At 46.1% G+C, this 25,859-nt stretch carries 20 protein-coding genes (1 of these 20 cut by a window edge); 19 read left to right on the top strand and 1 reads right to left on the bottom strand.

Annotated elements, in window-relative coordinates:
* Positions 1-13 precede the first annotated feature (13 nt).
* The 13 genes from U9M73_RS15125 (at position 14) to U9M73_RS15065 (ending at position 14,559) form a co-directional block, all read left to right on the top strand.
* Positions 14-1,879, top strand: a complete 1,866-nt coding sequence (locus U9M73_RS15125; RefSeq protein ID WP_323077892.1) for a glycosyltransferase — start codon at positions 14-16, stop codon at positions 1,877-1,879.
* 19 nt (positions 1,880-1,898) lie between these two features.
* A complete protein-coding gene (locus U9M73_RS15120; protein WP_323077891.1) occupies positions 1,899-3,983 on the top strand; it encodes a methyltransferase domain-containing protein in 2,085 nt (694 codons plus the stop codon).
* A gap of 51 nt (positions 3,984-4,034) precedes the next feature.
* Positions 4,035-5,354, top strand: a complete 1,320-nt coding sequence (locus U9M73_RS15115; RefSeq protein WP_323077890.1) for a glycosyltransferase — start codon at positions 4,035-4,037, stop codon at positions 5,352-5,354.
* Entirely contained in the window at positions 5,338-5,700 is a 363-nt protein-coding gene (locus tag U9M73_RS15110; RefSeq protein WP_323077888.1) for a hypothetical protein, read from the top strand. Before U9M73_RS15115 ends, U9M73_RS15110 begins: the two co-directional genes overlap by 17 nt.
* The gene (locus U9M73_RS15105) at positions 5,690-6,949 is read left to right on the top strand and encodes a glycosyltransferase family 4 protein (RefSeq protein WP_323077887.1); all 1,260 of its coding nucleotides are present in this window, start codon (positions 5,690-5,692) and stop codon (positions 6,947-6,949) included. Before U9M73_RS15110 ends, U9M73_RS15105 begins: the two co-directional genes overlap by 11 nt.
* A complete protein-coding gene (locus tag U9M73_RS15100) occupies positions 6,916-7,806 on the top strand; it encodes a glycosyltransferase family 2 protein (protein WP_323077886.1) in 891 nt (296 codons plus the stop codon). The genes U9M73_RS15105 and U9M73_RS15100 overlap by 34 nt, the downstream gene beginning before the upstream one ends.
* A 105-nt stretch (positions 7,807-7,911) precedes the next feature.
* Positions 7,912-8,655, top strand: coding sequence for a sugar phosphate nucleotidyltransferase (locus U9M73_RS15095; RefSeq protein ID WP_323077885.1), 744 nt, complete (start codon positions 7,912-7,914; stop codon positions 8,653-8,655).
* 17 nt (positions 8,656-8,672) lie between these two features.
* The gene (rfbC, locus tag U9M73_RS15090; protein WP_323077884.1) at positions 8,673-9,221 is read left to right on the top strand and encodes a dTDP-4-dehydrorhamnose 3,5-epimerase; all 549 of its coding nucleotides are present in this window, start codon (positions 8,673-8,675) and stop codon (positions 9,219-9,221) included.
* Between the two features lie 14 nt (positions 9,222-9,235).
* Positions 9,236-10,258 (top strand): dTDP-glucose 4,6-dehydratase, encoded by a 1,023-nt coding sequence (rfbB, locus tag U9M73_RS15085; RefSeq protein ID WP_323077883.1) that lies wholly within the window; start codon positions 9,236-9,238, stop codon positions 10,256-10,258.
* Complete coding sequence (gene rfbD / locus U9M73_RS15080) at positions 10,255-11,130, top strand: dTDP-4-dehydrorhamnose reductase (protein WP_323077882.1); 876 nt, start codon at positions 10,255-10,257, stop codon at positions 11,128-11,130. The genes rfbB and rfbD overlap by 4 nt, the downstream gene beginning before the upstream one ends.
* 98 nt (positions 11,131-11,228) lie before the next feature.
* Positions 11,229-12,164: a glycosyltransferase family 2 protein gene (locus tag U9M73_RS15075; protein WP_323077881.1), complete on the top strand. Its 936-nt coding sequence runs from the start codon at positions 11,229-11,231 to the stop codon at positions 12,162-12,164.
* A 62-nt stretch (positions 12,165-12,226) separates the two neighbouring features.
* Complete coding sequence (locus tag U9M73_RS15070) at positions 12,227-13,156, top strand: glycosyltransferase family 2 protein (protein WP_323077880.1); 930 nt, start codon at positions 12,227-12,229, stop codon at positions 13,154-13,156.
* Positions 13,153-14,559, top strand: a complete 1,407-nt coding sequence (locus tag U9M73_RS15065) for an undecaprenyl-phosphate glucose phosphotransferase (protein ID WP_323077879.1) — start codon at positions 13,153-13,155, stop codon at positions 14,557-14,559. The genes U9M73_RS15070 and U9M73_RS15065 overlap by 4 nt, the downstream gene beginning before the upstream one ends.
* 66 nt (positions 14,560-14,625) lie before the next feature.
* On the opposite strand, the gene U9M73_RS15060 is transcribed toward U9M73_RS15065, so the two are convergent.
* On the bottom strand, positions 14,626-15,768 hold the full coding sequence (locus U9M73_RS15060) for an acyltransferase (RefSeq protein ID WP_323077878.1): 1,143 nt from the start codon (positions 15,766-15,768) through the stop codon (positions 14,626-14,628).
* Positions 15,769-15,945: 177 nt separating this feature from the next.
* On the opposite strand from U9M73_RS15060, the gene U9M73_RS15055 reads away from it, so the two are divergent.
* The 6 genes from U9M73_RS15055 to U9M73_RS15030 form a co-directional block, all read left to right on the top strand.
* Entirely contained in the window at positions 15,946-16,836 is an 891-nt protein-coding gene (locus U9M73_RS15055) for a phosphatidylinositol-specific phospholipase C/glycerophosphodiester phosphodiesterase family protein (RefSeq protein ID WP_009225429.1), read from the top strand.
* A gap of 415 nt (positions 16,837-17,251) precedes the next feature.
* Positions 17,252-17,953, top strand: coding sequence for a heptaprenylglyceryl phosphate synthase (pcrB, locus tag U9M73_RS15050; protein WP_323077876.1), 702 nt, complete (start codon positions 17,252-17,254; stop codon positions 17,951-17,953).
* Positions 17,954-18,002: 49 nt separating this feature from the next.
* Positions 18,003-20,381 carry a DNA helicase PcrA gene (gene pcrA, locus U9M73_RS15045; RefSeq protein ID WP_323077875.1) on the top strand — a complete coding sequence of 793 codons (2,379 nt, stop codon included), beginning with the start codon at positions 18,003-18,005 and terminating at the stop codon, positions 20,379-20,381.
* A 386-nt stretch (positions 20,382-20,767) separates the two neighbouring features.
* The gene (gene ligA / locus U9M73_RS15040) at positions 20,768-22,786 is read left to right on the top strand and encodes an NAD-dependent DNA ligase LigA (protein ID WP_323077874.1); all 2,019 of its coding nucleotides are present in this window, start codon (positions 20,768-20,770) and stop codon (positions 22,784-22,786) included.
* 211 nt (positions 22,787-22,997) lie between these two features.
* Positions 22,998-24,365 (top strand): radical SAM/SPASM domain-containing protein, encoded by a 1,368-nt coding sequence (locus U9M73_RS15035; RefSeq protein WP_323077873.1) that lies wholly within the window; start codon positions 22,998-23,000, stop codon positions 24,363-24,365.
* 282 nt (positions 24,366-24,647) lie between these two features.
* Positions 24,648-25,859: the 5' portion of an ABC transporter substrate-binding protein gene (locus U9M73_RS15030; protein WP_323077872.1), read on the top strand. It continues 249 nt past the right edge of the window; 1,212 of the gene's 1,461 nt are visible here — the first part of the coding sequence; the start codon lies at positions 24,648-24,650; the stop codon falls past the right edge of the window.

The raw sequence follows: 25,859 nt of genomic DNA, 5'->3' as shown, positions 1-25,859 counted from the left end.
TTGAGGTGAGTTAGTGAAGGACTTGTTAAGAAAGATGAGAAGAGTACTACAAAAACACACGATATATTATTGGTTAGTAGCATTTTTATATTGGTTCTTCAATAATTTCCTGACCTATTTTCCTAATCATTGGGTGCGTGTTCATTATTTAAAATTCTTTCTCAGGGCCAAGATAAGTAGGAGCGCCTATCTAGGAAAGGGACAAGAGGTAACAGGGTATCATACCGGTGTTTCTTTAAGGATTGGAAATAACACAATAATAAATCGGAATTGCTATCTTGATGGACGAGCAGGTTTAACTGTTGGGAACAACGTAAATATCTCATTTGGAGTTAGTATTATAACTTTACAACATGATTATAACGATCCTGAATTTTGCTGTTCAGCAGGTGCGGTTAACATACAGGATTATGTCTGGATAGGGGCTAAAGCGATTGTTTTACCAGGTGTTACGATTGGTGAAGGTGCAGTAGTAGCAGCAGGCGCTGTCGTAACCCGCGATGTTCCCCCATATACGGTAGTAGGTGGAGTTCCAGCTAAATATATCTCCGATAGAAACAAACAATTGACTTATACTAATACATTTAAACCATTACTCGATACTGATATTGCAGATGATAGTAATTACTATAGGAGTATGAATAAGTTGCACACTCAGAAAAAGAAAAGCATAGCCTTAATTACGTTATCTCCTTTTATTCCAGCAGATTCTGGTGGAAAACTTGCAATTGCGAATACAATTATCCCCTTAGCTAATGAGTATGACTATCATTTGTTTACGTTTATAGAAGAGGGAGATAAAACGTATGAGAATAATAAGGAGGAATATGACAAAATATTCAAATCTGTTACTTTAATTAATAAACCCAAAATGCTCCATGAATTAAAAAAAACAGAGAAAATTAAGTTTCTCCTGAAACATATTTTATATGGTCTACCTTTAATGGATATAAGTTTTTATAGCTCCGAAATGGTTAAAGCTGTAAAAAGATTATCTCATACTAATGGACTAGATTTAATTGAGGCACATAATCTTCATTGTGCTTATTTAAAGAATTTTATTCCCAAAGTTCCAATGATACTTGTGAATCAAAATATAGAAGGTGACTTGTTTCCATTCTGGGAACCGGATACTAATTCTAGAATTAAACGTGTGTTTTGGAGAAAAATAGCAAATATTAGCAGGAGAAATACTTATCAAATTGAAATTGAAAATAAATATAAAATTGAAACAAAAATTTTCTTGTCAAGGGATGACATGAATAGAGTTAATAATATAGAGACATATTGTGAATTGATCCCCATTGCATTTGATACCACTCAATATCATAAAAAGAAACGAATGGATGCAAAAACTCATGTTTTATGGTTAGGAGGGTTTGGTTGGTATCCAAATGAAGAGGGAATGCGCTGGTTTATTTCGGAGGTTTATCCTTTAGTAAAAGATAATGACAATTTAGTATTTCATATTATAGGGGCTGCCCCATTCGCAGAGTTATTGAGCCTTCATGAACCTGAGAAATTTGAGGTATTAGGTCGTGTGGATGACATCGCACCATACTTACAAATGTCTAGTGTGCTTATATCTCCAATATTGTCAGGTAGTGGTGTTAGAATTAAAATCCTAGAATCGATGAGCCAAGGTCTTGCTGTTGTCTCGACTTCTAGAGGAGCAAAGGGGTTAAGTGTTGAGCATGGAAAAGATATCCTTATTACGGATGACCGTATAGAGTTTGCTAATTATCTGAATAAACTTGCTGAAGATAATAGTTTAGTAGAAACACTAGGAATGAACGCACTAGAGTATATTAAAAATAATCATAGTTTAGAACATGCCTTGTTTATGAAGCGAAGAGCTTATAAACGAGTAACTTTGTAAGTAAAAGGGAGGGGTAAATATGGAGAGTCAACAGAGGTATGCTGCAAATTCGTTTAATAAGGTCGCTCAGATGCAGTTAATGAACATGATAAGTCCTCTTGCTACTAAGGTGTTGGACTTAGGTTGTGGTGACGGTCAGACTTCGCGAATGCTTCAAGAGTTGTTACCAAATGCAAAAGTATATGGTCTTACAGCCAATAAGGAAGAAGCGGAAACTAACAGTGATGACCAATTAAAAATAGTTTTTGGTGATGCACATCATCTTCCTTTTGAAGATAATTTTTTTGACGTGGTCTACGCTAGACATGTATTGGAACACTGTATTGCTCCGTATATAGCAATAAAGGAACTAAATAGGGTACTCAGTTTGGGAGGGCAGGTTGTCATTGCTGTCCCAGAAAATAATGAGTGGGCAGATAGTTATCCTGATCATTATTCAGTACTTAGTAAGACCATGTGGGAAAAGTTATTTGTTCAATGTGGGTTTAAAGTAAAACAATCACTTAAAGGAAGCTGGTTTGCATGGGGAGCTGCAGCTGAACTTCCAGAATTACGTTTTGAACTTGAGAAGACATCCGATTTAGCAACAGGTAAAGATTTAGTTCATGTGTTTACTCCGAAAGTTGGAGAACAACTAGTAGATCCTCCCCAATTGATTACACAAAAACAACTCGTATTTGTATTTCATAACTTAGTGACATATGAATCGTTAAGGAACGTTCTTATTGAATTAAGTAAGAGAGAGATAGAGTTTGATATTATAGTACCAACATCAAATAATGATAATAACGCACAACGGATGTTTGAAGACACTGCAAGAATTATAAAAAGGGAATTTCCTAATGTCAGATTAGGTGTTGATAATTTAAACACCCATTATAAAATTGCTTTTTATCCATTTTTACCTTTTTTCTTTTCGGTAGATTGCGATTATGTTGTCCGTTATCAATATGGTATTGGAAAAGCTTCGTATAATTTTGATGTATGGAGTATGAATTTTGATTATATTTTATGTCAATCTCCGTACGATTATAAGGCTCTGCGTAATTATACTCAGGCAAAGTTGCTAGGAAACCCTAAATTTATTAAAGAAGTGGATAGAAAATCACAATCGGAGAAATTTTCGATACTCTATATGCCTACATATGGAGAATTGAGTTCTATAGATGATTGGTTTGATTTTATTAAGACATTATCGCAAAAATATTACGTACGTATAAAACTACATCATATGACTTTATATTACGAACCAGAGCGAGTTACTAAGATAAAGGAGATCTTCAAGGATGAGGATATCTTTACTCATGAACATTTATTAAGTACTCTATATGAATCAACAGATTTGGTAATTTCGGATACATCTGGGGCGATTTTTGATTCTGTGCAGTACGGGGTTCCTGTAGCAATAATAAAAAAGAATCAGCAGGTATACCAAGAGGAACAAATATCATTAGAAGAATTATTAGTTTCCGAAGGGAAAGTAACTGCTATTTATCAAGACGAAAATTTAGACAAAATTGAATCAATCCGTGCAAATTATAATGAGTATTACGAAAAAGTGTTACAACTTAAAAAAGAAATTTTTCCAATAAAAGAGAAGGATGCATTGGAAAACTACTGTTCTTTTATTCTTAATTTATTAAATGATAATGTTGATAAAACTGCTTTAATAATAAACCGCAAAAAGCAGTCGTATCTACATCAACTAGATAAGACAGTCGTTCTTAAGACAAAATTGTTAGAAAATCTAGAAGAAACTTATGAGTTGCAAAAACAAGAAATTTTGTCGTTATTAAATGAATATAAGGTACGCGTTGGAGAACTTAGCGAACAAGTAGTCAAATTAGATGGCCAAAACCTTAATAAAGATACGCGGATTATGGAGTTGAGTAAAAAGCTCAACTCAGTTCTTGAGTCCCAAACAGAAAAAGATAATCGTATAAGAGAACTCAGTGAAACTATAGTTTCATTACAGAGTCTTCAGATAGAAAAGGATGCTCGGATTCAGGAACTCAGCGAAAATGTTATTTATTTAAAAAACAAATTAGCTTTAGCTGAAAAAAATAACGAACAGGAAGAGGAACAGGAACAGATTAATGAATGATAGTATTGATATCATCCATGGACATATAAAAAACAATAAAGGATGACTTGAATGTTTACTAGAAGTAAAATGAAAAGCATAGTTAAGCGGATGCTATATCGTTTTATTAAAGAGGAGACCCCAATTAAGGTAGCAATTGAGGATAATTACTACAATCCTTATGATGGTTTACAATATTTAAAAGACATCAAAGTAACAGTTATTGATAAAGATTACGCGATAGCTCCGTCCCAACCATTTACTTTGATTACTCCAGTAAAAAATGAAGCCCAGGACATTCTTTTATTTCTAAACAGTATTGAAAATCAAACATTGTTACCATCCGAAGTAATAATTGTAGATGGAGGGTCTATTGATGGTACACCTTCCATAATACGTGAATTTGCTAAAACAAGTAAAGCGAAAATTCGAGTAATTAAAATACAAAGTACAAGTATCTCACAACAGCGTAATATAGCAATTAATGAAGCCAAAAACGAAATTATTGTCATGGCTGATGCAGGGAATGTGCTTGATAAAAACTACTGTAAAAATATGGTGGGCGCAATGGTTGAGTTTCCAGATGCAGAGCTTGTTGGAGCATTATTTTATGCTCTACATGATGACTATGCGGAACACTTTATATATGGTTGGGATGGGTTTGAGGGATGGAATGAATACTTGCCAGCTGCAAAAACAATGGCAGTACGAAGATCTATCTTTTTATCAATGGGGGGGTTCCCAGAGTTTTTAAAATTTACTGGAGAAGACGCTCTCTTTGATCTTTACTATAGAAATATCAGTACCCATTGGGTTTTTAATAAGGCAGCGTATGTTTATTGGGATATTCCAAGGACTTGGGAGGATTGTCTCAAAAAGTTTTACTCATATGGTGTAGGATATGGTGAAAGTCATATGGGAGATGCTGTTTTTTACTTGCGCCAAGCTAAAATGAGAAATGGGATTTATTCTCCTGAGGTTGTCCCTATTACTGAACATATGTTTTCAGGCTATTTATTCGGTAGAGAGAAAAGAGCTGAAATAGAATTCAACATAAGAAAAGTAGATAGTGTAACAATAATCTTGTCGAAGAATCAATTACAATTTAGTAAATTAGCATGGGAGAAGGTTAAGCAACTCATAAATAATAATAACAAAGTAATATATATATCTTCACTTCGACAATTTCCGCAAATGAAACATATTGATTTTGACTTCACTTTACTTGAACTTTATGATCTTAACTGTGGGTTTAGTATAGAAGATATATTGAGACGATATGGACGATACATTCACAAAATGAGGGTTGAAGTTCTTGAAAATGATGAAAGTCTGAACTCCATAGCTGAAATTATAAAAGTTTGGAGGCAGAAACATGAAGAATCAAAGTGAGACATCCCTCAAAAAGCAACTTGATATACTTGAGGAACTAATTTCTATGCATCAAAAAGAGCATCAACACTCTGAAGAAAATCTGCAAGATTTATATACTCGGCTTTATGAAAGTTTATATTTGCTTAGAGATTATTCTACTGACTGGGAAGCCCCGAAGAAAAATACAATAAAATCAAAAATACTCAAGTCAATTCGTTATATTTGGAGAATTGGTGCAAATCCTTATATACGTTACCACAATCAATTTCATGGAGTACTCATCAATTTAATTTTTGTTCAATTTACTCTAATCCAACAACTAGCAAACAAAATTGATAAGAAGGCTTCTGATAATGATAAGTAAACTTAACCGGCCTATTAGAATATTTGTATCAGATATACAACCGATAATACCTGCAATCTCTGGTGGAAGGTTAAGACTTGCAGGTATTTGGGGGAACATACCAGATGGCTTTGAGATGAACTACGTTGGTACATTTGATGATAAAACACATCGGAAGAAAACCAAAAAACTCCTGAGTAAGAATGCAACGGAAATATTAGTGCCATGTAGCGAAGAACACTTTTATCATTTATCACTATTGAATGCGTATTTTCCAGGGTTAACGTTATTTGATGTTGCTTTCCATAGATTCGCACATTTTTCAAAAGAATATACTGCTACATCAATAGAGTATTTAAAAGAGGCAGATATTATTGTTTTTTCTCATCCTTGGAGTTACCCTTTACTAAAAAGATTTATCGATAGGGATAAGCAATATGTAGTATATGATGCTCAAAATGTTGAATCCTATCTTCGCAAAGAAACGCTCCTGAAAATTCAATATAGGGAAAAAGGATTAGAGTTACTTCAAGAAATAATTCAATTAGAAATTGACTTAGTTAGCAATGCAGATTTAATTTTAGCTTGTTCACAAAGAGACTTTGAACAATTTAATATGTTATACGGTGCAAATCAAAGCAAAATAATACTCGCACCGAATGGGGTTAAAATACCTAATTCAAATTGCAGTACTGCTTTAAAGAGAAAGTTCAAAAAGAAGTGGAAATTAAAAAGACCACATACTGTTGTCTTTTCGGGAAGTAACTTTGAACCGAATATAAAGGCTCTTCAATTTATAAATAAAATAGCTAATAATTGTCAAGAAATAGATTTTATTATTACAGGCGATATCAATAACGCTATATTGCCCGAAGAAAAATGTGATAATGTGCATTTAGTAGGGTTATTAAGTCAGAAGAAATTAGACGAACTTCTTCAAATGGCTGATGCAGGACTAAATCCAATGGAGTCAGGTTCAGGTAGCAATGTCAAGATTTTCACGTACATGGCAGCGAGTCTTCCAGTGATTACTACCCCAATAGGTGCTCGGGGTGTTGATGTAGCGGTAGAGGGGATCTTCGAAGGTAATGAAGTTATGGTAATATCGAGCCTCGAAGAATTCGAAGATAAACTAAAACTATTGCTACCGGATATTGAACGTCGACAAAGAATCGGGGAGAACGCACGGAAGATGGTGATGTTGAATTATAATTGGAAGGAGATTTCCAAGAAGGTATGTCAAGCCATGAAATTACATTTTCAGTTATAGTACCAACGTACGGACGTCCTGCTCACCTTAGGAATTTATTGGATTGTCTTTGCTTAAATAGTTTTAGGAATTTTGAAGTTGTCGTAATTGATCAATCGGAAATACCAACTAATGTAACTGAATATAAGAATAAGCTAAATCTCAATTACCATCATGTTTCATTTCGAGGAGCTGCTTTGGCACGAAATTATGGTGCTAAGCAAGCGGTTGGAAAAATTTTAGCTTTTATTGATGATGATTGTATACCTAGTAGAAGATGGTTGGAAGAGGCCTATATTTGTTTTCAAGATAAGGATATAGTTGGATTGGAAGGGAGAATATCTCCTGGTAAATATAAAAATAACCGAAAAAATTATAGGATTGTTTCTAATATTGGTAGAGAGGGTTTAGCATTTATGACTGCTAACCTTTTTGTTTTTCGAGATCATTTCATAAGAATAAATGGCTTTGATGAGAGATTTAATAATCCTCATTTTCGTGAGGACACAGATCTGGGTTGGAGATTGCAGGATTTGGGAAATGTTATGTTTTCAGATAAAGTCAAGGTAATTCATCCAATTGAAATAATTAATTCTAATCAAAATCGGGTACACTTTTTTGTTCACGATCCATTACTCTTCAAAAAAAAACCAGAAAAATATATAGAACTATTTCTTATTGAGAGACATTATATTCACACCTGTGGCTTTTGGGATTATTTTCTCAAAGGATTTGAACGACATGGAATTGATTATAATCTAATAAAAAAGCTATTATCGTGTAGGTCACTTAATTTAGGATATGTTCCCTTGCACAAATTGCTTCCGCTGATTGATTCTAGTAATAATTTGGCGTCCGCGTCGAAGCAACAATTATGAATTGAGTCGATATATTATGACAGAAATGATTTATTAAATAAACGAATGGGTACTATTTACAAGTATTAGCACTAAGAGGCGAAAAAGATTAAAGGTGGAGTGAATTTGAAAGCTATCATCCTAGCCGGTGGCACCGGCTCCCGTCTTTATCCCTTAACCAAAGTCACTAACAAACATCTGCTGCCCGTAGGGAAATATCCTATGGTTTTTCACGCTGTGTATAAACTCAAACAAGCAGGACTTACCGACATCCTCCTCATTACCGGGAAGGAACACATGGGTGACGTTGTGAGTTTACTCGGCAGCGGGAGTGAGATGGGGGTTTCCTTTACTTATAAAGTGCAGGATGAAGCCGGGGGAATTGCGCAAGCTCTTGGCTTGGCTGAACAGTTTGTAGGAAACGATCAAATGGTCGTTATACTCGGTGACAATGTGTTTGCTGATGAAATCACACCATATGTTGAACACTTTAAAAATCAGCAGACTGGAGCTAAAATATTGATTCAGAAGGTTCCAGATCCTAGCCGGTTTGGCGTTCCTGAACTTGAAGGGAATCGTATCATCTCCATCGAAGAAAAGCCTCGGATACCCAAATCCAGTTACGCAGTGACCGGAATATATATGTATGATCATAAAGTTTTTGAAATCATTCGCAGCCTAAAGCCGTCTGCACGGGGCGAATTGGAGATCACGGATGTCAATAACGCATATATTAAACGAGGGGAACTCACCTTTGATGTGTTGCAAGGCTGGTGGACGGATGCAGGGACGCATTCGTCATTGGCTAGAGCTAATGAATTGGCTAAGGATTTAGTATATGGTGAGGAATTTGGGCAACTCAAGCTTTGACGGGAGGGAGCTTGGTTATGAAATTAACCCCATTAAAATTGGAAGGGGTTTTCTTGCTTGAACCGGTGGTACATGGAGATCACCGGGGTTTTTTTATGGAGAGTTATAATAAAGCTGTATTGAAGCAACTGGGGATTAACTATCATTTTGTCCAAGATAATCAATCCTTGTCTTCAGAAGTAGGTGTCCTGAGGGGATTACATTATCAACTGAATCCGAAGGCGCAAGCCAAACTGGTCCGCGTCCTGACAGGTGCCATCTATGATGTGGTATTAGATATCCGCAGGTCCTCACCAACTTTTGGTCAGTGGATTGGGGTTACTTTAAGTGAAGCAAACAAGCGTCAGCTCTTAGTGCCTAAAGGCTTTGCTCATGGGTTTTGCACCCTTGAACCGAACACCCAAGTTTTCTATAAAGTAGACGAATATTATTCTCCGGAACATGATCGCGGCATACTATGGAATGATCCAGCTTTAAAGATTAATTGGCCGGTCAGTGAACCGTTGCTTTCGGACAAAGACCGGAGGCATCCAACATTTGCGGAGGCTGAAATGAATTTCGATTAGGAGGATTCCTTCAGATGAAACTTCTCGTTACAGGCGGTGCCGGCTTCATCGGCAGCAACTTTGTGCTATACATGCTGAAGCAGCATCCGAACTATCAGATTCTCAATGTGGATGCACTTACTTACGCCGGAAACCTGGAAAACTTGAAGTCGGTGGAAGGCAATCCCAATCATACGTTTATTAAAGCGGACATTACGGAAGCTAAGGCCATGGATGCTTTAATTGGTCAAGGCGTTGATGTCATTGTTAACTTTGCGGCGGAATCGCATGTAGATCGCAGTATATTGGAACCGGATATTTTTGTGAAGACCAATGTGTTGGGGACTCAGGTGTTGTTGGATGCTGCCCAAAAGCATGGGGTAGGGAAATATGTTCAAGTATCTACCGATGAGGTCTATGGTTCGCTGGGGGAAACCGGGCTGTTTACGGAGGAGACTCCGCTGGCACCCAATAGTCCTTATTCCGCCAGCAAAGCGGGTGGAGATTTATTGGTACGTGCATATCATGAAACCTTTGGGCTTCCGGTGAACATCACACGTTGTTCCAATAACTACGGGCCGTATCAATTCCCCGAAAAGCTGATTCCATTGATGATCTCTAAAGCATTATCTGATGAGCCGCTGCCCGTTTATGGCGACGGATTAAATATTCGTGACTGGCTCTACGTTGAGGATCACTGCAGTGCGATCGATCTAGTAATTCATCACGGACGTGACGGTGAAATTTATAATATAGGCGGAAATAATGAGCGAACCAATTTGCATATTGTGCGTACGATTTTGGAGCAGCTCGGCAAGCCGGAATCGTTGATCAAGCATGTGCAGGATCGTCCTGGACATGATCGCCGCTATGGTATCGATCCAACCAAAATCATGAAGGAACTGGGTTGGAAGCCAAAGCACTCGTTTGAAACCGGAATAAAGGAAACCATTCGTTGGTATCTGGACAACAAGGAATGGTGGACCCGAATTCAAACAGGGGTCTACCAAGAGTACTATGCCAAACAGTATGGTAATCGTTTGGGTGATCCATCATGAGAGTGCTTGTAACCGGAGCAAAAGGTCAGCTGGGCCATGATGTCGTGCATCTTTTTGAGAATGCAGGGCATCTTGTGTTGCCATGCGATCGGGACTCGTTGGATATAACAGATGATGCGATGTGTCTGGAACGTGTGCAACAGTTTAAGCCCGATGCGATCATCCACTGTGCAGCTTACACAGCGGTCGATCAGGCGGAAACCGATGTCGATGCGGCGTATGCCGTGAATGCCGTAGGAACGCGCAACATGGTGTTGGCGGCTGAGCGAGTGAAGGCGAAGTTTTGCTACATTAGTACGGATTATGTTTTCGATGGAACCACTGTTTCGCCTTACCAAGAGTACGATAATACAAATCCCCAGAGTGTCTATGGGAAGTCAAAACGAGCTGGAGAAACATTGGTTCAAAGCCTATCTTCCGCATTTTTTATTGTTCGGACATCCTGGGTATACGGTTTACATGGGCAAAATTTTGTGAAGACGATGCTGAAACTGGGGCAGGAAAAGCCGATACTTAACGTTGTAAACGATCAAAAGGGGTCGCCTACCTACACGATTGATTTAGCAACATTTCTGTTGGAATTGATTCAAACCGAGAAATATGGCATCTATCACGCTTCAAATACAGGGGAGTGTACATGGTTTGAGTTTGCGCAGGCTATCTTTGAAGAAGCTTCTGATGTACTTGGGCAAGCTTTTGCGGTACGAGTGGTGCCGTGCACAACCAAAGACTTTCCGCGCCCAGCTCCGCGCCCTCGAAACTCGGTGATCGATCACTTGTCCATTCGCACAAATGGATTTCAGGATTTGCGGCCATGGAGAGATGCACTTAGAGCTTTTTTGATTGAACTAAAAGCTAACCAGGATACATAAATTCTGGTTAGCTTTTGTTTTAACCTCCGTATTACCACGATACATAGACGGTTTGATATAATACATACATCAAACCCATAGCAAAGGAACCTCACCCCATGAATCCATCTGTCACCATTCAGATCGTCACCTACAATAGCGCCAATGATATCGCGGAGTGCCTGGAGGGCGTTCGGCAGCAATCCTATCCGATTAAGGAAATTATCGTTATCGATAATGCGTCCAAAGACGGGACGGTGGAGCGGGTACGAGCCTATATAGAGCAGACCCATGCGAGCAACATACACTTGGTTGTAAATCCAACAAACACCGGATTCGCTCCAGCCCACAATCAGGGGATCTGCATGACGCAAAGTGATTATGTGTTGGTGTTGAATCCGGACGTACAGCTTGGAACCGAATATGTCGAGCGTCTTGTGGGGATCATGGAGCAACGTCCAGAGGTGGGCAGTGCCACGGGGTTGCTTATCCTAAAGTCGTCCCCGGATGTCGTGGACAGTACCGGTATAGTAATGAACGGGATATGGCGTGCATTTGACCGTGGGGCGGGGGGATCGGCAAGTCAATGGAGAGAATCCGGTGAAGTATTTGGCGTATCCGGTGCTGCGGCCATGTACAGACGCGCGATGATCGATGAGCTATCGATTGATGGCGAGTTTTTTGATGCGGATTTTTTTGCTTACAAAGAGGATGTTGATGTAGCTTGGCGGGCAAATTTGCTTGGCTGGAAAGCCTATTATTGCGCGGAGGCCGTAGCGACCCATGAGAGAGGTTGGAAGAAGGGGAGCCGTCATACGCAGCCTTTGTTCATTCGCCAATATTCTTACATCAACCGATATAAAATGATTTATAAGAATCTATCGGGATATCGTTGGATTCAACATCTGCCGAAGCTACTTGCCTACGAACTGGCGAGTAATGGGTATATGCTATTAAGAGAACCTAAGGTCCTTGGGGCCTGGAAGGACTTTTTTGATAAATTGCCAGAATTGAGGGAGAAACGACGGGAGATACAGCGCAGAAAATCAAAATAAACGCCATGATGTGCTATAATGTCGATAGATTACTTTATTTGTAGATTCGGAGCGCACAAATCATGGATTTAAGTATATTGATCGTCAATTATAATACGCGCCAGCTGACGTTGGACTGTCTGCGGTCGGTATACGACTCCGAGACGGTCTATTCGTATGAAGTCATTGTGGTGGACAATGCTTCGAGGGATGGTTCCGTGGAGGCAATTCGAGCCGAGTATCCGGAAGTGGTGCTGATCGCGAATCAGGAGAACACGGGATTTGCCAAAGCGAACAATCAAGGGATGGCGATCGCGCAGGGACGCTATGTTCTCCTCTTGAATTCAGACACCGTAGTGCAGCCCGATACGTTTCAGATTATGGTTTCCTATATGGATGAACACCCAGAGCTCGGGGCATCAGGGTGCAAAGTCATCCTGCCGGACGGTTCGCTGGATAAAGCGTGCAGAAGGGGCTTTCCTACGCCCTCCGCGTCTTTTTACTATGCTTTCGGATTCTCGAAGCTCTTCTCGGACAATCCGCGGTTTAACCAGTATCAGCTCGGGTATATGGATCCGAACGAGACGTATTCGGTCGACTGCCTTGTTGGCGCCTTTATGCTGGTGAGACAGGAGACGATTCGTCAGGTTGGCGGTTTGGACGAAACCTTTTTTATGTACGGAGAAGATGTGGATTGGTGCTATCGCATCAAGCAAGCGGGTTGGGGGATACATTATCATCCTGCTACATACATTGTTCACTATAAGGGAGCTAGCAGCCGGCGTAAGCCTTTCAAGATCATCTATGAATTTCACCGCGCGATGTGGGTTTTTCATAGGAAGCATTATCTTCGCAACTACTCTTGGGTAACGAATGCAGCCGTGTACTGTGGTATTTCACTAAAGTTCCTCTTATCTCTAGCAAAAAACAAATTACTCCCGGTAGGCACGAGAACTCCATCGGGCGCAAACCAGCCGGAGTCGGCGGAAGTCAAAGTGGAGGTGAGATCATGATCCGTAAGAACCAACGGTTCTTAACTCAATTATATATTCTGACGGATTTTGTTTTCATCCAAATTTCCTTTCTGCTTGCTTGGTGGGTGAAGTTCGAAAGCGGTTGGATTCAGTACGAGCAGCCGCTTCCCGTGGAAATTTACGCTTTCTGGAGCGTCGTCTATGGTGCGATTGCGGTGATTGTGGGGATCTTAATTTCTTTGTACACCCCGAAACGCAAAAAGCGCTTCGCCGATGAAGCCTGGAAGATCTTGCAGGTTCATGTTGCTAGCTTGTTCCTTCTGCTGAGCTTGATGTTCTTCTTCCGGCAAGTGGACATCTCCCGTCACTATTTGGCGATATACATGACGTTCAATTTGCTCCTGATCATGTTCTATCGGTATTTCTTGAAAAATGCCCTAAAGCAGCTGCGGAAGAAGGGCTACAATAAACAGTTTGTCTTGATTCTTGGAGCCGGATCATTGGGCCAACGCTTCCATGATAATTTGCGGCAATATCCTGAACTTGGCTATGAGATCGTCGGATTTCTAGATGATCAGAAAGTTTGGGAGAGAGGCGAGGCAGCTCGCTATAAACCGATCCTCGGAAGGATCGATGAGTTGGAGCGTATTCTGGAACAGAAGTTGATTGACGAAGTGGTTCTGGCGCTCCCGCTGGAGGCGCATCACCGATATGCTCGAATTATAGCCGTATGTGAAAAAGCCGGCGTAAGAACGTTAATTATCCCGGACTTCTTTGATTATTTGCCGGCCCGGCCCTACTTTGATAACTTTGCGGGAATGCCGATGATTAACGTTAGAGATATTCCGCTGGATTTGGCCGGGAACCGGGTCGCCAAGCGGATATTTGATATCGTCTTTTCGCTGCTGGCGATCATCATCACCTCACCAATTATGTTGATTGTTGCGATTGGCGTCAAACTGACGTCCAAAGGCCCGATCATCTTTAAGCAGGAGCGGGTAGGGCTGAATCGGCGGACATTCCAAATGTACAAGTTCCGTTCCATGCGGGTATTGCCCGAAGGGGTTGAGGACACGGGATGGACGACCCAAAACGATCCGCGTCGCACCAAGTTCGGGGCGTTTATTCGGAAGACGAGCCTTGACGAGCTGCCGCAGTTTTTTAATGTACTGGCCGGGCATATGAGTGTGGTGGGCCCGCGTCCGGAACGGCCTTATTATGTGGATCAGTTTAAGGAGGAAATCCCGAAATACATGGTGAAGCACCATGTCCGGCCGGGCATCACCGGTTGGGCGCAAACCCATGGGCTTCGCGGGGACACATCGATCGAGGAGCGGATTAAATACGATATTTTCTATATTGAGAACTGGTCAATCTTATTGGATATCAAAATCGTACTAAAAACCGTCGTAAATGGTTTCGTCAATAAGAACGCGTACTGACGGGGCTATCCCTGGCAGTAAAAACGGTCTCTTCATTTCGAAGAGGCCGTTTTTATTTCCAACTCCTCACCCTGCCATCCCTCGATCCGCACCAACTTGCACCTTCCGCCAACGATCTCTCATTTTTCGGTAACCGATGCACAATCCTACGCTGACGCTGGCGCACAGGATAAATGAAATAAGGGTTTGGGCGTATACGCCTAGGCTGCCGAGATAATTTAAGGCCAGCAGGTTCGTATATCGCAGAATAAAGGCATGCACCAGATAGGCGCCAAAGGAGTAGTTACCGATGAGGCTTAACGTTAGCCCCGCCTTGGTGGGCCGGGTAAGTAGACGCTGTACCGCATAAAAAAGAAACGGAAGCATCGCGAGCGTGGCCAACAGCATCAGCGGCTTAAGCGGCCCTGTAACGTTGGCACTAGCCAGGTAGTCGCCAGCTGCCGCGCCTTGGTTGATGGCGGCTATTTTGGTTCCTATATAGATCAAGAAAAGTACAGTAAGCGCAAGGCTGATGCCCCAGAGGGAGCGTACGGCTTTTTTCCAACGTTCATAGTACAAGCCGACCCATCCGCCTAGTACGAAATAAAACGTCCAGAACAGAAAGTTTCGGTCCAAGAAGCGATAGAGGGTGTTCAAGATAGGTTGATCCGATTGAAAAACGCCCTTCGCCAGCGCCTCCAGCAAGAACAAGTTGGCTGCCAGGAACGCTAAAGTTACAGCCAGGTTCATCGGAGCCGGCCGCTTACCGGACAGAAACAGGCGGAACACGGGAAACAGCAGATAAAACGGGATAATCATGACCATAAACCACAAGTGATACGAGGCTTTTCCCGTCAGAGCCAGCTCCAGCACATGAAGAAGGTCCTTCCAATGGCTGAAAACGGCATCTCCGCTGCGAAGACTCACCCATATATAGTAGAAGACCGTCCAAAACAGATAGGGAAGGACGACCTGCTGCCCTCTTCTTTTTAAGAAACGTCCATATTGAAAGGATCGGTCGTAATTATAAAACAACACCACGCCGGTGATAAACACAAAGAGCGGTACAGCGAACCGAATCAATCCCAGAAAGGTTGTCCCCAAGCTGACGGATAACGGCGACATGTCGGGTTGAACAAACAAGCCGGCAATGGCGTGCTGCAGCACGACCGCTAAGAAGGCGATCCCGCGAAGCGCTTCAATCTCTTCCAGTTTTGTCTTTCTCTCCATAATGTCCTCCATAGGGGTTTGGCATAGAAAGACCATAAAGAAAATGTGCGCATTCGTCAACCGTATTCCTGAATCTACCGGAACTCTATGACGTTGTGAGATATGCTATAATGACCATTGACAATAAACGACATTTTTTAGGTCGAACACCTCCAAGTAGAATAGGATCATATACTCATGAAAAATAAACTTTTCTACAACCTCCTGCTGATCTTGGGCATCGTGCTGCTGGCGCTAAGCTGGCTGCCGGAGACGCCAAAGTCGGAGGAAGATGGCTTTCGAGCCCATCGTATGGTCGCGCACGCTATGGGCGGGATCGAAGGTCTGACGTATACGAACACTTATGACGCCTTTCTCGTAAACTATGATCAAGGCTTCCGCGTGTTTGAAGTCGATTTGCTGCTCAGCAGTGAAGGCAGACTCGTGGCGCGTCATGAGTGGGGAGAGAGCTTCACCCGGCAATTAGGGCAGGAGGACGAGTTGGCAGCGGATCGACAAGGTGCGGTTCTGAGCTACGCCGAGTTTAAGGCGGCGAAAATTCAAGGTGTGTACGAGCCGTTGGATTGGGACGATGTGCTGGAGTTGATGGAGCAGTACCCGGATGTGTATATCGTCACCGACACAAAGCAGTCTAGCCCGGACGAAATCCAGCAGATCTTCACCCAGATTGTCGATGAGGCCAAGGCGAAGGACCCAGAGCTCCTGAAGCGCGTGGTGCCGCAAATTTACAACCGGGAGATGTTGGAGCCTGTCCAATCGATCTATCCGTTTGACTCGGTGATTTTTACGTTATACCAAACACATGATACAGACGATGAAGTGGTGGCTTTTGCAGCGGACAAGCATCTCGCAGCCGTCACCATGTCGGATACGCGGGCGAACGCGCAGTTGATCCAGGAGCTCAACCGGATTGGCGTGCCCTCTTACATCCATACGATCAACGACCTGAAGACCATCGCCAAGTTCAAAAGGATGGGGGCTTACGGCTTCTACACCGACTTTTTGACGGAGGCGGATTTGGCGAAAAACACGGGAATGCTGTCCTTGTTAGACGGGTTTGCCTGGTAAAAACCGCATCTTGAAGGGGGACTCATAGGTTGTAGGTTGTCCGCTCTCTTCTCAAGATTATCCCTTTGCATCAGGGAGTGAGGAAGTGATCCGCTCTCCAGTCAGCCTCATCTACAAGATCTCCTCTATGATCACGCCAGCTAGATCTCACCCGTCTGAACGAAAGGGATAATCGCGCAAAGAGGCGCCAAAAAGGTTATAAGGAACATCATAGAGCCGCAAGAACTGCGGCGTTTTTGTGTTCGCATCTGACGCGAACATTGACAGGGTACCCCCGGTAACATAGACTAGAAACAGAACTGGAAATCTAGTCATGAACAGTAGTCATATATCAGATGGATGAGAGAGCGGGGCGGAGCGAAATGCCCCGTTTTTCGCGGTCCTTCTGCTGAATTTGTCGTTGGAGGAATGGAAATTGAAGCAGATGATATCTGGCTGGCGGCATGTGTTTAAGCTGGATCCCGACCGTCAGCTGGACGATCGGTCACTGGAAGCGGTGTGTCTGTCAGGGACAGACGCCGTGATGATCGGCGGATCGAGCGGGGTGACCTATGAGAATACGGTGGACCTGCTGTCTCGCGTACGCCGTTTTGAGGTTCCTTGCGTGTTGGAGATCTCCGATCTTGAGGCGGTGGTGCCGGGATTTGATCTCTATATGATTCCGATCGTACTGAACGCAGGACATCAAGATTGGATCATCGGGCAGCATGCCAAGGCGATCGAGCAGTACGGATACCTGATCCCTTGGGAACTGCTCGTGCCGGAGGGGTATCTCGTGCTCAATCCGGAGGCAACGGTCGCTAAGGTAACGGAGGCGCAAGCCCTGTTGGAGCCGGCGTCAGCCCGGTCATATGCCCAAGTGGCTGATCGTTTGCTTCAGCTTCCGATTGTCTATTTGGAATACAGCGGGCAGACCGGAGATTTTGAGTTGGTAGCGGACGTACGGCGAACCTTAGATCAAGCCCGTCTATTTTATGGCGGCGGGATCGTGGATGCCGAAATTGCGCGCTGCGCAGCTGCTGTGAGCGATACGGTGGTTGTAGGCAACGCGGTGTACGATAACCTGGAGCGGGCGCTGGAAACGGTAGCGGCGGTGAAGGATACCGCTAAGAAATAAAGGTGCACAATGACGATAAGAAGATGTTTCTATGGAAGGAGCAAGTTTGATGCAACCTGTGAACATACAAGAGGCGGTAAGCCGCCTGAATCCGCAGCAAAGACAAGCCGTTGAGGCGACCGAAGGGCCGCTTCTGATTATGGCCGGCGCAGGCAGCGGCAAGACGCGCGTGCTAACGCACCGCATCGCCTACCTGATCGCAACGCGCAAAGCTCCGCCGTGGGCGATTCTTGCGATTACGTTTACGAACAAAGCCGCCCGTGAAATGCAGGATCGGGTATCTCGATTAGTAGGCGGTCCGGAGGGACGGGACATTTGGGTGTCTACGTTTCACTCGATGTGCGTACGCATTTTGCGGCGGGATATTGAGCGGATCGGGTTCACCTCCAACTTCTCCATCCTGGATTCCACGGATCAGCTGTCGGTCATTCGCAACTGCATGAAAGAACAGAACATCGACACGAAGAAATTTGAGCCGAAGGCGGTTCAAGCGGCTATCAGCACAGCGAAGAACGAATTGATCACGCCGCAGCAGTATGAGCAGAAGATCGGCGATTATTTTGAAGGCATCGTGGCGAAGATTTATGCCCAATACCAGAAGCAGCTGCGCCAAAACAACTCCCTGGACTTCGACGACCTGATTATGAAGACCATCGAATTGTTTAAAGCAGCGCCGGATGTGCTTGATTTTTATCAGAAAAAATTCCAATACATCCACGTGGACGAATACCAGGATACGAACCGTGCACAGTATATGCTGTGCCGGATGCTCGCGGACAAGCATCACCGCATCTGCGTCGTTGGCGACAGCGACCAGTCGATCTATCGTTGGCGCGGGGCGGATATCAGCAATATCCTGAATTTCGAGAAGGATTATCCTGAGGCCAAGACGATTCTGCTGGAGCAGAACTACCGTTCCACGTCGACGATTCTGAACGCGGCCAACGAAGTCATTGGACATAACACCGGACGCAAGCCGAAGAAGCTGTGGACGGACAAGGCCGGCGGGGACAAGATCAAGGTGTACCGTGCGGAAACGGAGCATGACGAGGGGTATTTTGTTACAACGGAAATTCATAATAGCGTCAAAAGCGGGCGTAACTACCGCGATCATGCGATTTTGTACCGGACCAACGCGCAGTCCCGGGTCATCGAGGAAATTCTGATCAAATCGGATATCCCGTACCAGATCGTGGGCGGTATCAAGTTCTATGACCGCAAAGAGATCAAGGACTTGCTCGCCTACCTGCGCGTGCTGTCCAACCCGGATGATGATATCAGCTTGACGCGGATCATCAACGTGCCCAAACGGGGCATCGGCGATACGACCGTGGCCAAGCTGGCAGATGCTGCAGCGCAGCGAGGGACGTCGATCTACCGCGTGCTTGAGGTTGTGGACGATCTGGGGATTGCCGGGCGGACGCGGAATGCGTTGGTTGAGTTTTTTGACATGATTCATGGGTTGCATCAGATGGTCCCGTATTTGTCTGTTACGGAGTTGACGGAAAAGCTGCTGGAAGTCACCCAATACCGGCTGGAGCTGCAAAATGAAAATACGCTCGAAGCACGCTCGCGGCTGGAGAACATCGACGAGTTTCTCTCCGTTACGATGGAATTCGAGAACAATAATGAAGACAAGTCACTGGTTTCCTTCCTGACGGATCTGGCGCTGATCGCCGATATCGACAGCATGAACGATAACAGTGACGCGGAGAAACCAAACGACGACGCGGTTGTGCTGATGACGATGCACAGTGCGAAGGGCCTGGAGTTCCCCGTCGTGTTCATCATCGGCATGGAGGAAGGCGTCTTCCCGCATAGCCGGGCGTTCCTCGATAACGAGGAACTGGAGGAAGAGCGCCGCTTGGCGTACGTGGGCATCACCCGGGCCGAGGAGAAGCTGTACCTCTCGTGCGCGCAGATGCGCACGCTGTTCGGCCGCACGACGGCGAATCCGCCGTCCCGGTTCCTCGATGAAATCCCCGAGGAACTCAAGGAGGACGGCGGTCGCGTGCCGCGCGACCGCTACGGCCGGGGCGCCGGCGTGGGCGGCGCCTACAGCGGCCGCGGCTTCAGCAGCGCCGGCGGCGGCAACTTCGGCCGCCCGGTCACGGACGCGGCCGGCGGCCCATGGGGCCGGTCCGCTGCTGCGCCTAGCGGACCGGCCGGGCGCGGCACCGCCGCTCCGATGCGGAGCGGCGTGACCGTGACCGGCGGCGGCGCGTCAGGAGCCGCCGCCAAGACCGCCCCCGGCGATTTCAGCGCCGGGGACAAGGTCGCCCACGCCAAGTGGGGCGTGGGCACGGTCGTTGCCATCAAAGGCACCGGCAACGACACGGAGTTGCAGATCGCTTTCCCCGCACCGGTGGGGGTTAAGCGTCTGCTGGCCGGGTTCGCTCCGATCACGAAGGTGACCGACGGCGAGTGACCGATGGCGGATAACCGAGTATATTTGCCTCAATCCGGGGAAGGTTGAGGAGAATAGAGGTGGGGTGGGCTCCATCAGTAGAAAATAAGGGTAATTTATGTCCTTATGATCATTGAATCGGGCCTTCCTCGTGAAATAAGACCATTTTATGTTCTTATTTTGCTCCTATGGCCCAGATTTGCTTGGATTGGCTAGGGATAGCGTCATATTTTCCCCTTATTCCCCGCAAACTAGCGTATTCCCGATAAATAGCGGTAAAAAATACCCTTAAGATCATGGGCGGCACATAGTGCACTTGCCCCAATCGCTTAACCTACGGAGTGAACCCAATCGGGTTCCTCCGTTGCTATACATAACATACCTGCATGAAGGAGGGTTGTCCCTGCATGGATGCGATGCAAAGGATGGAGCAGCTCGTCGAGCAGCTGAACCGCTACAACTATCATTACTACACCTTGGACGAGCCGATCATCAGCGACAAGGAATACGACCAGTTGTATGATGAACTGACCGCGCTTGAGGCGGAGACGGGGATCACCCTGCCCGATTCGCCGACGGGGCGCGTGGGCGGCGAGCTGCTGGAGGGCTTCAAGCCACACCGCCATCTGGCTCCGCTGTGGAGCTTGGACAAAGCGCAAAACGAAGAGCAGTTGCTGAACTGGAACAACCGGGTTCTCAAGCTGATCGCCGACTACAACAGCAAAAACCCAACTACACCGCTGCCAGATCCGACCTACGTGGTCGAGCTGAAATTTGACGGGTTGACGCTCAACCTCACCTATACCGATGGACAGCTCGTTCAGGCTGCCACCCGGGGGAACGGCGTCGTTGGTGAGGGGATCTTACCCCAGGTCAAAACGATCAAATCCGTGCCGCTGACCATTCCTTACCGGGATGGCACCATCGAGGTGCAAGGCGAAGGCATCATGAATTTGTCTGTGCTGGCCAAATATAACGAGACGGCGGCTGAGCCGCTGAAGAACGCCCGGAATGCCGCTGCCGGCGCTTTGCGCAACTTGAACCCGCGGACAACGGCGGAGCGCAAGCTCAACGCTTTTTTCTACAATGTGGGGTATTCGGACAACCTGAAATTTCAGGATCATCGGGAAATGATGGCCTTCCTCAAGGACAACCGTTTCAAGGTGAACCCTTATGTCACCTACCATGCCAGCTTTGACAAGGTGATCGGAGCGCTTCATGAAATCGTGGAAAAGCGTCCGACCCTCGATTACCTCATCGACGGGGCCGTCATCAAAATCACCGATATGCGCACACGCGAAGTGCTGGGATATACGGACAAGTTCCCGCGCTGGGCGGTGGCTTTCAAATTTGAAGCGGAAGAGACGACAACGATATTGGAGTCCGTCTCTTGGAACGTCGGGCGAACCGGGAAAATCACGCCGCTGGCCAAAGTCGAACCGGTGGAGCTGGCCGGCGTCACCGTCCAAAACTGTACGCTCAACAACATCGGCGATATCGAACGCAAAAACTTGAAGTACGCTTTGGGCACCCGCGTATTCATCCGTCGGTCCAACGATGTCATTCCGGAAATTCTCGGCAAAGTGCCTGACGAACCGGAAGGCGGAGAGATCATCTACCCTGAGGTTTGTCCGGCCTGCGGCACGCCGCTGGAGCAGCGGGGCGCGCATTTGTTCTGCAATAATCGCTTGGGCTGCAAACCGCAAATTGTGGCGCGGATTACGCATTTTGCCTCCCGGGACGCCATGGATATTGAGACGTTCAGTGAGAAAACCGCCGAGCAGCTGCACGATGAGCTGAACCTTCGGGAGCCGGCTGATCTGTATACGTTGACGTTTGATGACCTAATCAAGCTGGAGCGCTTTGGCGAAAAGAAAGCCAACAAACTCCTCCAGGCGATCGAGGTGAGCAAAGGGCGCGATCTGGCTTCCTTCTTGTTCGCGTTGGGCATTCCGAACACCGGTAAATCGACGACCAAGGTGCTGGCCGATCATTTCGGCAGCCTGGAAGCGGTAATGTCCGCCACTACGGAAGAGCTGACGGCTCTGCCGGACATCGGCGGGATTGTGGCCGACAGCATTGTGAACTTCTTTGCCGATCCGTTCTATCAGGCGGGCATCCGCAAAATGCTGGACCTTGGCGTTTCGCCGAAGGCTCCGGTTAAGTCGGCCGCACCGGTGACGGGCTCCTTCTTCTCCGGCAAAACGGTCGTGCTGACGGGCACGCTGCATCAGATGAGCCGGGACGAAGCAACCGAACGGCTTGAGGCGCTGGGCGCCAAGGTGACCGGCAGTGTATCGAAGAAGACCGATCTGGTCATCGCCGGCGAGAAGGCCGGCAGCAAGCTGGCCAAAGCCCAGGAGCTGGGCATCCCGGTCATCGAAGACGAGAACGAGTTGATCCGGCTGTTAAACGAAAGCGAATAGAAATCAGAACGCATAGAGAGCTTACACCAATTCCTTTTCCTATCCCTGAGCACATCTGCGGACATCCGCGGGTGGGTTCGGGGATTTTTTTGCGGCCAGCGATCACAAAAGTGACGAGAATCATGGCAAACCAGCGGCGTTTTCTTCATCATAGGGCGGTGGACCGGAGGGTTCGATAGTTAAATATCATCATAAAAAGGATGGAGAACACATGAATCACGATGCGTTACAGTGGAAGCCTTCGCGCTTTAATGCGCACAGCGAAACCGATGACGGCGGACTGATGCTGTACAACAGCTACACCGGGGCGATTGCCGCCTGTTCGCCTGCCGAACGGAATCAGGTTCTGGAGTGGCTGACCCCGGCCGCGCCCGTTCCTGAACCTGCGCCTCCGCTGTACGAATCGCTGATTGAACAGGGATTCCTTGTCCCCGGCGATACGGACGAATTGCGGCGTGCCTTGTTCCTGCATCAATCCATGCATGCGCAGGATGCGATGCATCTGGTATTACTGGTGACGGAGGCGTGCAATTTCCGTTGCACGTATTGTTATGAATCGTTTCCTCGGGCGACGATGCGCGAGGAGGTGATCCGGGGGCTGGAGGCTTATATGGCTGAGCGCGCCCGCACGCTGAAGCAGCTGACGATCAGCTGGCACGGCGGAGAACCGCTGTTGGTCCCGCATGTCATTGAACGATTATCCCGTTCGTTCATGGCCGCCTGCGAGGCAAACGGAGCGGTATACGGCGCGGAAATGTCGACAAACGGATATTATTTGACGCGTGACAGATTCAAGCAGATGCTGGATCTTCGCGTGGAGCGATTTATGGTGACGCTGGATGGAGAAGGCGAAACGCACAACGCCCGCCGCGGCCTGAACGGAGGCGGGGACACCTACCAAACCATCGTAAATAATTTAATGTCATTAAAAGAGGTAGACCGGCCGTTTGAAATCAATTTGCGCGTGAACTTCGATAACAGCAATCTGGAGGAGGTTTCCCGGTTCATCCCGGTGCTTCGCGATTTATTTGGGGATGATCCGCGGTTTAAAGTTTATTTTCGCCCCGTTGGGTGTATGGGCGGGGAGAACGATCTCAATCTGCCGGTATGCGATGAGCGAACGAAAGATCGCAGCATTTGGGCTTTCAACGAGCAAGCGATCGCTGAAGGGCTTACGGTCAGTTCGTTTATCTCGGATATTTTGCTGCCAACGGGAGCGGTTTGTTATGCGGCGAAGCCCAACTCCTTGATTGTTGGATCGGACGGTATGCTGTATAAGTGCTCGGTTGCACTGGAGCAGGACAATAACCGCTTAGGCCGGATTTATGAGGACGGCACGATGGATCTCGATGTTGACAAGCTGGCGCTGTGGACGACTTCCGGCGAGGAGACGGATGAGAAATGCCAGGCTTGTTTCTTCCGGCCGGCCTGCCAAGGGAACCACTGCCCGCTGTACCGGATGCGGACGGGGAATCGCCCTTGCTCTTATGAGAAACGTCAAATCAAAAAGACCTTGCGCACGATTTGGCTGCAAGCGCAGCGGGGAGCGACGGCTCCTACTTCCGAAGCTTTGTCTTAACGTTGTTGGGGGGCGCCTAGTTCCTGTACACCCTAGCAAGGAGGTGATAGGCATGAAGGTCATCCGTTCCGCGGCACAGCCCGCACACGTCAAAACCGGCCGGGTATCCAAATCCGTTCCGGGTAACCTGAGCTAATCTGATCTCGCTCATCTATAGACCGATTCTCAAGGCAGGTAGCTGCAAAGAGGATCGGTTTTTTTTACCAAAATATGAAACTATCACTACTTACATACGTTATTATCATAGAGTCATCATTAAAAAACATTCATTTGGAGGTCGTAATGAAGAGGGACAAGTTCATGAAGGGGCTGCTGATTGTACTGGCCTGCATGCTGTTTGCAGGTTGTACCAGCCGCCCTGCGCAGGAGAAGGAGCAAACGTCGAGCTTTAAAATCATGTTTTGGGATGAACAGTACTTTTTTCAGCAATACGGTGATTTATTCGCGATCGGGCACCCGAACGTAAATATTGAAGTGGTCAACATGAACAGCATCTACAACAGCTCGAATGGTGAGCAGATCGATTATGAGAAAGCCTTCTCTGATTTCCTCGAGAAAGAACAGCCGGACGTCATCCTATTGGACTCCAGCAACTACGAGAAATTCGTGAATGATGGGAAGCTCATGGAACTGGATACGTTCATCGCGCGGGATAAATATGATACGGAGAGCATTTATCCGGCGCTCATCGAATTGCTGAAGGAGAAAGGCGGCGGCAAGTTATACGGGCTGGCTCCGACCTTTAGCGGCAACGCGATTTTTTATAACGCCGATTTGTTTGCGAAATATGGTATCGAACTTCCGCATGACGGGATGACCTGGCAGGAAATTCTCGACTTGGCGCGTCGCTTCCCAACGGAAGGGGATAAGGATACCCGCGTCTATGGATTTGGAGTGCAATACGGGATGTCGATGGAAAATCTGGCCTCGTACATTGCATCCGCCCAGGGGTTGCAGTTCTTGAATCCGGACACGATGAAGGTAACGATCAATACGGATTCCTGGAAACAAACGTATAAGCTGGCGATGGATGCGATTGACTCCAAAGCGATTTATATTCCCGACGAAAATGGCTTCCAAGGCGGGACGATGGAAGAGTACTATAAGAGCCGGCCTTTCTTGATGGGACGGGTGGCTATGTCTGTGGAAAGCCCCTACTTATTGCAAGACATGAAGCAGGCTCAGGATGTCATTACAGATTACAAGCCATTCCAGCTTGGTGTTGCTGCCGGGCCGGTGGATCCTGCCGATCCTCAGACGACACGGTCTTTGTACTTTAGCGATATCTTCGCGATCCGGGCCAATTCGCCAAATGCGGATGCGGCATGGGAGTTTATCAAGTTTATTAATGGTGAAGAATTCGCCAGGGTCAAATCCAGAACGTTGAATAACGGATTGCTGTCCCGGATGGGGATTTCCACCGAATACAACGGGGTCAACCTGGAGGCTTTCTATAAACTGAAACCGAAGTTCGATTCGAATTCAAGCCGCGAC

Source organism: Paenibacillus phoenicis (genome assembly GCF_034718895.1).
GTDB lineage: Bacteria > Bacillota > Bacilli > Paenibacillales > Paenibacillaceae > Fontibacillus > Fontibacillus phoenicis.
Note: the sequence above shows the minus strand (reverse complement) of the source record. Positions and strands in the feature narration are given on the sequence as shown.